The 7,309-nt window shown below is 70.9% G+C and carries 7 protein-coding genes and 1 pseudogene; 4 read left to right on the forward strand and 4 right to left on the reverse strand.

Annotated features, from left to right (window positions below):
* The first annotated feature begins 62 nt into the window (after positions 1-62).
* The 3 genes and pseudogenes from ACFVT1_RS38345 to ACFVT1_RS38355 all read left to right on the forward strand — a co-directional run.
* Positions 63-1,502: a gamma-aminobutyraldehyde dehydrogenase gene (locus tag ACFVT1_RS38345; RefSeq protein WP_389804715.1), complete on the forward strand. Its 1,440-nt coding sequence runs from the start codon at positions 63-65 to the stop codon at positions 1,500-1,502.
* Positions 1,503-1,682: 180 nt separating this feature from the next.
* Positions 1,683-2,846, forward strand: coding sequence for a spermidine/putrescine ABC transporter substrate-binding protein (locus ACFVT1_RS38350; protein ID WP_389804775.1), 1,164 nt, complete (start codon positions 1,683-1,685; stop codon positions 2,844-2,846).
* 53 nt (positions 2,847-2,899) lie between these two features.
* Positions 2,900-3,428 (forward strand): annotated as a pseudogene (locus tag ACFVT1_RS38355) (hypothetical protein); the annotation flags it as partial.
* Positions 3,429-3,444: 16 nt separating this feature from the next.
* Here ACFVT1_RS38355 and ACFVT1_RS38360 read toward each other — a convergent pair.
* The 4 genes from ACFVT1_RS38360 to ACFVT1_RS38375 form a co-directional block, all read right to left on the reverse strand.
* On the reverse strand, positions 3,445-3,675 hold the full coding sequence (locus tag ACFVT1_RS38360; RefSeq protein ID WP_389804718.1) for a hypothetical protein: 231 nt from the start codon (positions 3,673-3,675) through the stop codon (positions 3,445-3,447).
* Positions 3,675-4,475, reverse strand: coding sequence for an SAM-dependent methyltransferase (locus ACFVT1_RS38365; protein WP_389804721.1), 801 nt, complete (start codon positions 4,473-4,475; stop codon positions 3,675-3,677). The genes ACFVT1_RS38360 and ACFVT1_RS38365 overlap by 1 nt, the downstream gene beginning before the upstream one ends.
* A gap of 68 nt (positions 4,476-4,543) precedes the next feature.
* A complete protein-coding gene (locus tag ACFVT1_RS38370) occupies positions 4,544-5,248 on the reverse strand; it encodes a glycerophosphodiester phosphodiesterase (RefSeq protein WP_389804724.1) in 705 nt (234 codons plus the stop codon).
* 22 nt (positions 5,249-5,270) lie between these two features.
* Entirely contained in the window at positions 5,271-6,305 is a 1,035-nt protein-coding gene (locus tag ACFVT1_RS38375; RefSeq protein WP_389804726.1) for an adenosine deaminase, read from the reverse strand.
* A gap of 133 nt (positions 6,306-6,438) precedes the next feature.
* Between ACFVT1_RS38375 and ACFVT1_RS38380 the strand changes: the two genes are divergently transcribed.
* Entirely contained in the window at positions 6,439-7,167 is a 729-nt protein-coding gene (locus ACFVT1_RS38380) for a DUF4190 domain-containing protein (protein WP_389804729.1), read from the forward strand.
* Positions 7,168-7,309 lie beyond the last annotated feature (142 nt).

Here is a 7,309-nt window from a genome sequence, read left to right on the forward strand (position 1 = left end):
CGACACCTGAGCGACTAGGCTGGTCATCTCACTCATTGGACGTGTCGACAGGAGGGGTGGTTGTGACCACCGAGGTGCGCCGTCTGCGCAACTACATCAACGGAGAGTTCCGGGACGCCGCCGACGGGCGGACCATCGACGTGGTCAACCCGGCGACGGAAGAGGTCTACGCGACCTCGCCGCTCTCCGGCCAGGCCGATGTCGATGCCGCGATGGAAGCCGCCGCGGCCGCTTTCCCCGCCTGGCGCGACATCACGCCCGCCGAGCGCCAGAAGGCCCTGCTGAAGATCGCGGACGCCTTCGAGGAGCGCGCCGAGGACCTCATCGCGGCCGAGTCGGAGAACACCGGCAAGCCGATCGAGCTCACCCGCACCGAAGAGCTCCCGCCGATGGTGGACCAGATCCGCTTCTTCGCGGGTGCGGCGCGGATGCTCGAAGGCCGCTCGGCCGGCGAGTACATGGAGGGCCTCACCTCCATCGTCCGGCGTGAGCCGGTCGGCGTCTGCGCGCAGGTCGCGCCGTGGAACTACCCGATGATGATGGCCGTCTGGAAGTTCGCCCCGGCGCTGGCCGCGGGCAACACCGTCGTCATCAAGCCGTCCGACACCACTCCGGCGTCGACCGTGCTGATCGCCGAGATCATCGGCCAGATCCTTCCCAAGGGCGTCTTCAACGTCATCTGCGGCGACCGCGACACCGGCCGCGCGATGGTCGAGCACCCGACCCCGGCGATGGCCTCCATCACCGGTTCGGTACGGGCCGGCATGCAGGTCGCCGAGTCCGCCGCCAAGGACGTCAAGCGGGTCCACCTGGAGCTCGGCGGCAAGGCCCCGGTCGTCGTGTTCGAGGACACCGACATCGCCAAGGCCGTCGAGGGCATCTCCGTCGCGGGCTACTTCAACGCGGGCCAGGACTGTACGGCCGCGACCCGCGTCCTGGTCCACGAGTCCATCCACGACGAGTTCGTCACCGCCCTCGCCAAGGCCGCCGCCGACACCAAGACGGGGCAGCCGGACGACGAGGACGTGCTGTACGGCCCGCTCAACAACGCCAACCAGCTGAAGCAGGTCAGCGGCTTCATCGAGCGGCTCCCCGCCCACGCCAAGGTCGAGGCGGGCGGCCACCGGGTCGGCGAGAAGGGCTACTTCTACGCCCCGACCGTCGTCTCCGGCCTCAAGCAGGACGACGAGATCATCCAGAACGAGGTGTTCGGCCCGGTCATCACCGTCCAGAAGTTCACGGACGAGGCCCAGGCCGTCGCGTACGCCAACGGCGTCGAGTACGCCCTGGCCTCCTCGGTGTGGACCAAGGACCACTCCCGCGCCATGCGGATGTCCAAGAACCTCGACTTCGGCTGCGTGTGGATCAACACCCACATTCCGCTCGTCGCCGAGATGCCGCACGGCGGGTTCAAGAAGTCCGGCTACGGCAAGGACCTCTCCGCGTACGGCTTCGAGGACTACACGCGCATCAAGCACGTCATGACCTCGCTCGACGGCTGACACTCCGTCTGGCGACGCGTACGGCCCCGGGCCCGGCCCGGGGCCGTACGCATGCCGGAGAGCGGGGGCGGCATCGACAGGGTGTGCGGACGGAGCGGGTGCCGCTGGACGGTTGGTCCATTGTCCGCGCCGACCTGCGACCGGCATCCTGCGCGGGTGCGAGCAACCCCGAACCACCCCATGTCCCGCCGGTCCCTGCTGCGCGCCTTCGGGGCAACAGCGGCCGGTGCCGCTCTGGCCGGCTGCGGAGTGCCCGCCGCCTATGTGCAGCCCGGTGACCGCGCCGGACGCGACACCTCCGCGAGCGACCGTTCCCTGCACTTCTCGAACTGGCCCCTCTACATCGACACCGACGACAAGGACACGTCGAAGCGGCCCACCCTCGACGCGTTCGGCAGGCGCTCCGGGATCTCGGTCACGTACACCGAGGAGATCAACGACAACGACGAGTTCTTCGGGAAGATCAGCCCGGCGCTGATGAACCACCAGGAGACCGGCCGGGACCTGATCGTCATCAGCGACTGGATGGCCGCGCGGTTCGTACGGCTCGGCTGGGTGCAGGAGATGGACCGGGCCGAGCAGCCCAACGTCACCAAGTACCTGGATCCGCAGCTGCGTTCGCCCGCCTTCGACCGGGGCCGGATGCACAGCGTCCCCTGGCAGTCCGGGATCACCGGCATCGCGTACAACCGCAAGAAGCTCGGCCGCGAGATCAAGCACACCAGTGATCTGTGGGCGGACGACCTGCGCGGCAAGGTCACGCTGCTGTCCGGGCTCGACGAGTCCTTCGCACTCCTGATGCAGGGCAACGGCGTCGATGTCACCCGCTGGGAACGCGACGACTTCTACCAGGTGTGCGACCAGGTGGAGAAGCTGGTGAGGAAGAGGCACATCCGCCGCTTCACCGGCAACGACTACATCAAGGACCTGTCGACCGGCGATGTGCTCGCCTGCCAGGCCTACTCCGGCGACGTCATCCAGCTCCAGGCAGACAACCCGGAGATCGAGTTCGTGGTGCCCGAGGAGGGCGCCGAGCTCTGGGCGGAATCGCTCATGATCCCCAACCTCGCCCACCACAAGCGCAACGCCGAGAAACTCATCGACTACTACTACGAACCGGAGGTCGCCGCGGAACTGGCGACCTGGGTCAACTACGTCTGCCCGGTGCCGGCCGCCCGTGAGGTGCTGGCCTCGTCCAAGGACGAGGAGACCGCCGCACTCGCCGAGGACCCGCTGATCTTTCCGGACGGCGCGATCCGCCGGCGACTGGCGATCGCCCGCGACATCACGTCCGAGGAGCGCACCGAGTTCGCGAAGAAGTGGAACTCCGTCGTCGGCCTGTGAACCGTGGCCGGGGTGGTGTGAAGAGCGGGTGAACCCGGGCGTACGCTGCGGCCATGAGCGAGCGGAGAGCCCAGCTGAGGCGCATACGCGTGTGGTTGGCCGCCTTTGGTCGTCTGTCTGGCGCTGAGCGGGCTGACCGCCTTCCCGCTGGTGCATGAACTCCACTGGGCCGAGGACCTGCTGAGGTCCTCGGCCTCTCCCGTGCCCGAGCACTTCCCGGCCCTGCTGGAGTGGATCACCCGGGTCCGCACCGGTCTCGACGAGGCCGACGCGGAGTATCCCTTCGTGTTGTACGGCACCGACTGGCTGGCCTTCGCACACCTCGTCATCGCGGTCGCCTTCTACGGCCCCTACCGCGACCCGGTCCGCAACATCTGGGTCGTCGAGTTCGGCATGATCGCCTGTGCCGGGATCATCCCGCTCGCCCTGATCTGCGGACCGATCCGCGGCATCCCCTTCTGGTGGTCCGTCATCGACATGTCGTTCGGGGTCTTCGGGGTGATCCCGCTGCTCGCCGTCCGCCGCATGATCAAACGGCTGGAGGCGCTGCCGCAGGCACCGCCACCGGAGCCGCTCGCCGCCGCGGCGGCCGGCTTAGTCACTCCCGCGCCGGGGCACCGAAGGCGCCGGCCGGCAGGCCCGTCACGGCGCCGTCGGCGCCCTGCCCCTTCGCGTCCGTGGAGTCCACGCCGGAGTCGAGGGCGCGGGAGGGACCGCGGGTGCCTCCCGTCCCCGCCCCGGCTGCCACCGGTCCCGGGGCCGCCCCGATGTCCGTCGCCCGGAGGTCGGCGCTCCCCACTCCCCGGGGGCGCGCCCCCGGTGTGGCCACTACGGCTTCCGGGCCACCGCGCCGAACTGGGCGACCTCCACCGCACCCGGCTCGGCGCGCCAGCGCGCGCAGGACACGATGCCCGGCTCCACCAGGTCGAGCCCCGTCAGGAACCCGGTGAACTCGGCCCGGCTGCGCGCGGTGATCGCAGGCGTGGCGTTCTCGTTCCAGAACCGCATCGCCGCCTCGTTGCCCTCGCCGCCCAGCTCCAGCGTGGGATGGGTGAGCACCAGATGGCTGCCGGACGGCACCGCGTCCATCAGCGTGCGCACGACGCGCCGGGCCTCACCGGTGTCGAGGACGAAGTTGAGGATGCCGAGCAGCATGACCGCGACCGGCTTCCTCAGGTCCAGCGTCGGTTCGACGGCCCGCAGGATCGACTCCGGGTGGTGGGCGTCCGCGTCGATGTACTCGGTCGCGCCCTCCGGTGAGCTGGTGAGCAGCGCCCGGGCGTGGGCCAGGACGATCGGGTCGTTGTCGACGTACACGACGCGGGAATCGGGCGCCGTGTGCTGGGCGACCTCGTGGGTGTTGTCGGCGGTGGGCAGGCCGGTGCCGATGTCCAGGAACTGGCCGATCCCGGCGTCACCGGCCAGATACCGGACCGCTCGCCCCAGGAACGCCCGGTCGGCGCGCGCCACTTCACCGATGCTCGGGTACATGCCGGTGACCTGGTCGCCGACCGCGCGGTCCACCGGGTAGTTGTCCTTGCCGCCGAGCCAGTAGTTCCAGACCCGCGCGTTGTGGGCGATGTCGGAACGGACGCGGGCGGGGCGGGGGGTGGTGCGGGGATCGGTCACGTCTGTGCTCCTCTTGATCCGGGCCTGGCATCGCGGTGGATGCGGCGCTGTCCATGATGCAGGACCGATCAAGAGGGGTCGGCGGACGGGGAGTTGCCGAGGACGTCGCGCAGGGCGTCGACCCGGTTGGTGGTGATCGAGTCCACGCCCTGACGGACCAGGCGGCGCATGGTGCGCTTGGTGTCGGCGGTCCAGACGGAGACCAGCAGCCCGTCCCGGTGGAGCCGGTCCGTCAGTTCCCGGTCCACCAGGCCGAACCGGTAGTTCAGCCACCGCGGCCGCACCGCGTCGAGCAGTGCGGCGCGCGGCGGCGCGAGCGTCGTCCGGGTCAGGGCGATCTCCGCGGACGGGTCGGCGGCACGCACCCGCAGCATGGCCTCGGAGCCCGCGCAGTAGTACACCCGCTCACCCGCGCCGCACTCGCGCACCACCCCGACGGTCTCGCGGACCGAAGCGTCCGTGGAGCCGGGCAGATCGACCATGACGCGGTGGCTCCCGGCGGCGAGCAGCGCGTCGCGCAGGGTGGGCACACCGCCCGCGGTCAGCCCGGTGAGCTCCTCGTGGGTCAGCCGGTCCAGGCGCAGGTCGTGGCCCCACAGCCGCTCCAGCGTGGCGTCGTGCAGCAGGACCGGTACGCCGTCGCGGGTGACCCGCACATCGATCTCGACCGCGTCCGCCCCCCGGTCGAGGGCGGAGCGGATCGAGAGGAGCGTGTTCTCGCGGACCCGGTACGGATCGCCGCGGTGGGCGACGGCGGTGACAGTGGTGGCCATGGGGCCATTGTCACCAACGGGGTCAGCGGCCCGTACGCGCCGACCAGTTCGTCGTGTACGTGTCGATCTCGGCGGCCAGCGCCCGCTTGCCGGCCGCGTCGAGGTACGACGCGTCGACCGCGTTCTTCGCCAGCGCGGCGAGGCCCCGCTCGTCCAGGTCGAGGAGGCGGGCGGCGACCGCGTACTCGTTGTTGAGGTCCGTGCCGAACATCGGCGGGTCGTCGCTGTTGATGGTGACCAGGACGCCCGCCCGCACCATCTCCTTGACCGGGTGCTTCTCGATGTCCGCCACCGCCCGGGTTGCGATGTTCGACGTCGGGCAGACCTCCAGCGGGATGCGGTGCTCGGCGAGGTGGGCCAGCAGCTCCGGGTCCTGGACGGAGTGGGTGCCGTGGCCGATGCGCTCGGCGCGCAGATGGGTCAGCGCGTCCCAGACGGTCTGCGGCCCGGTGGTCTCCCCGGCGTGCGGCACGGAGTGCAGGCCCTCGGCGATGGCCCGGTCGAAGTAGGGCTTGAACTGCGGGCGCTCCACACCGACCTCCGGGCCGCCGAGCCCGAACGAGACGAGCCCCCCGGGCCGCAGGTCCACGGCGAGCCGGGTGGTCTCCTCGGCGGCTTCGAGCCCGGCCTCACCGGGAATGTCGAAGCACCAGCGCAGGACGACCCCGAGCTCGGCCTCGGCGGCCCTGCGGGCGTCCTCTATCGCCTCCATGAACCCCTGCTCCGGGATGCCGCGCCGGGTCGAACTGAAGGGGGTGACGGTCAGTTCCGCGTACCGGATGTTCTGCCGGGCCATGTCGCGGGCGACCTCGAAGGTCAGCAGCCGGACGTCCTCCGGGGTGCGGATCAGGTCCACGACGGAGAGGTACACGTCGATGAAGTGCCGGAAGTCCGTGAAGGTGAAGTAGTCGGCCAGCGCCTCGGGGTCGGTGGGGACCTTCGAGTCGGGGTGGTGCGCGGCCAGTTCCGCGACGATACGGGGCGAGGCGGATCCGACATGGTGGACATGCAGTTCCGCCTTGGGCAGCCCCGCGATGAAGGGGTGCAGATCGGGCATCGGACTCTCCGGGGCGTGGGACGGTCGGGGTGCCGGGCGCGGTCGGCCGGGCAGGGGACGGGGATCATCGTAGGCCGGGTCCTGCCGTATGGGGCCTGGCCGTAGCATGACGGGATCACGATGGGGGAGGCCCATGTCAGAGAACACAGAGCAGCCTGCGGGCGGGCCCGCGCCGAGCGATCCGTGGGCTCCGCCGGACAGCAGGGTGCCGCTGGACAAGCCGGCCGGCGGCCCCCGGCCGCCCGCTGTGCACGATCAGCCGACGGTCACCTCGATGCCGGGTGCCGAACCCGGCCCCGCGCCCGCCACGGGACCGGTGCCCGGCGCCGGGGCGCAGGCCGGGCCGGTGCCGGGCCCCGCGGGCGGCTTCGGGCCCGGCTTCGGCACCGGGGAGGTACCGCCGCCGCCGATCGCACCGAACGGACCGGGCCAGCAGGTCCCGCCCGCGGGGCAGTACGGCTACCCGGCCGCGCCCGCTCCGCAGTACGGCGGCTACCCGGGATACTCCGCCTACGGCCAGGCGCCCTGGGGGAGTCCCGCGCCCTCCAACGGGATGGGCACGGCGGCCATGGTGCTCGGCATCCTGGCCGTCTGCCTGTTCTGCGTCTACGGCATACCCAGCCTGATCCTGGGCGCACTCGCCCTGATCTTCGGCATCCTGGGCCGCAAGCGGGTGCAGCGCGGCGAGGCGACCAACAACGGTCAGGCACTCGCCGGGATCATCATGGGATCCATCGGCATCGTCTTCGGCGTCGCGATCATCAGCTTCTTCATCTGGCTGTTCGTCGCCCACGGGGACGAGTTCGACGACACCTACAACGACCCGTACTCCACATCCCTGGTGGTCGACGCGAGGTCCTAGGTGTGCTGCCCGGACCTCCGCGGGCACGTGCACCGCATCCCTTCCGACGGCCGGGCGGGCCGGACGTGTCCCGGCCCCCCGGCGCGGGGGGGGGGACGTGGCCCCCGTATGGGGGGCCTCGGTTTGTTGAGGGCGCCGCGGG

This window comes from Streptomyces sp. NPDC057963, from assembly GCF_042887155.1.
Lineage (GTDB): Bacteria > Actinomycetota > Actinomycetes > Streptomycetales > Streptomycetaceae > Streptomyces.

Bases quoted from the DNA above. Each gene is read 5' to 3' on its own strand.
- ACFVT1_RS38350 (WP_389804775.1), top strand. From the start codon at position 1,683: ATGTCCCGCCGGTCCCTGCTGCGCGCCTTCGGGGCAACAGCGGCCGGT.
- ACFVT1_RS38370 (WP_389804724.1), bottom strand. From the start codon at position 5,248: ATGGCCACCACTGTCACCGCCGTCGCCCACCGCGGCGATCCGTACCGG.
- ACFVT1_RS38375 (WP_389804726.1), bottom strand. From the start codon at position 6,305: ATGCCCGATCTGCACCCCTTCATCGCGGGGCTGCCCAAGGCGGAACTG.
- ACFVT1_RS38380 (WP_389804729.1), top strand. From the start codon at position 6,439: ATGTCAGAGAACACAGAGCAGCCTGCGGGCGGGCCCGCGCCGAGCGAT.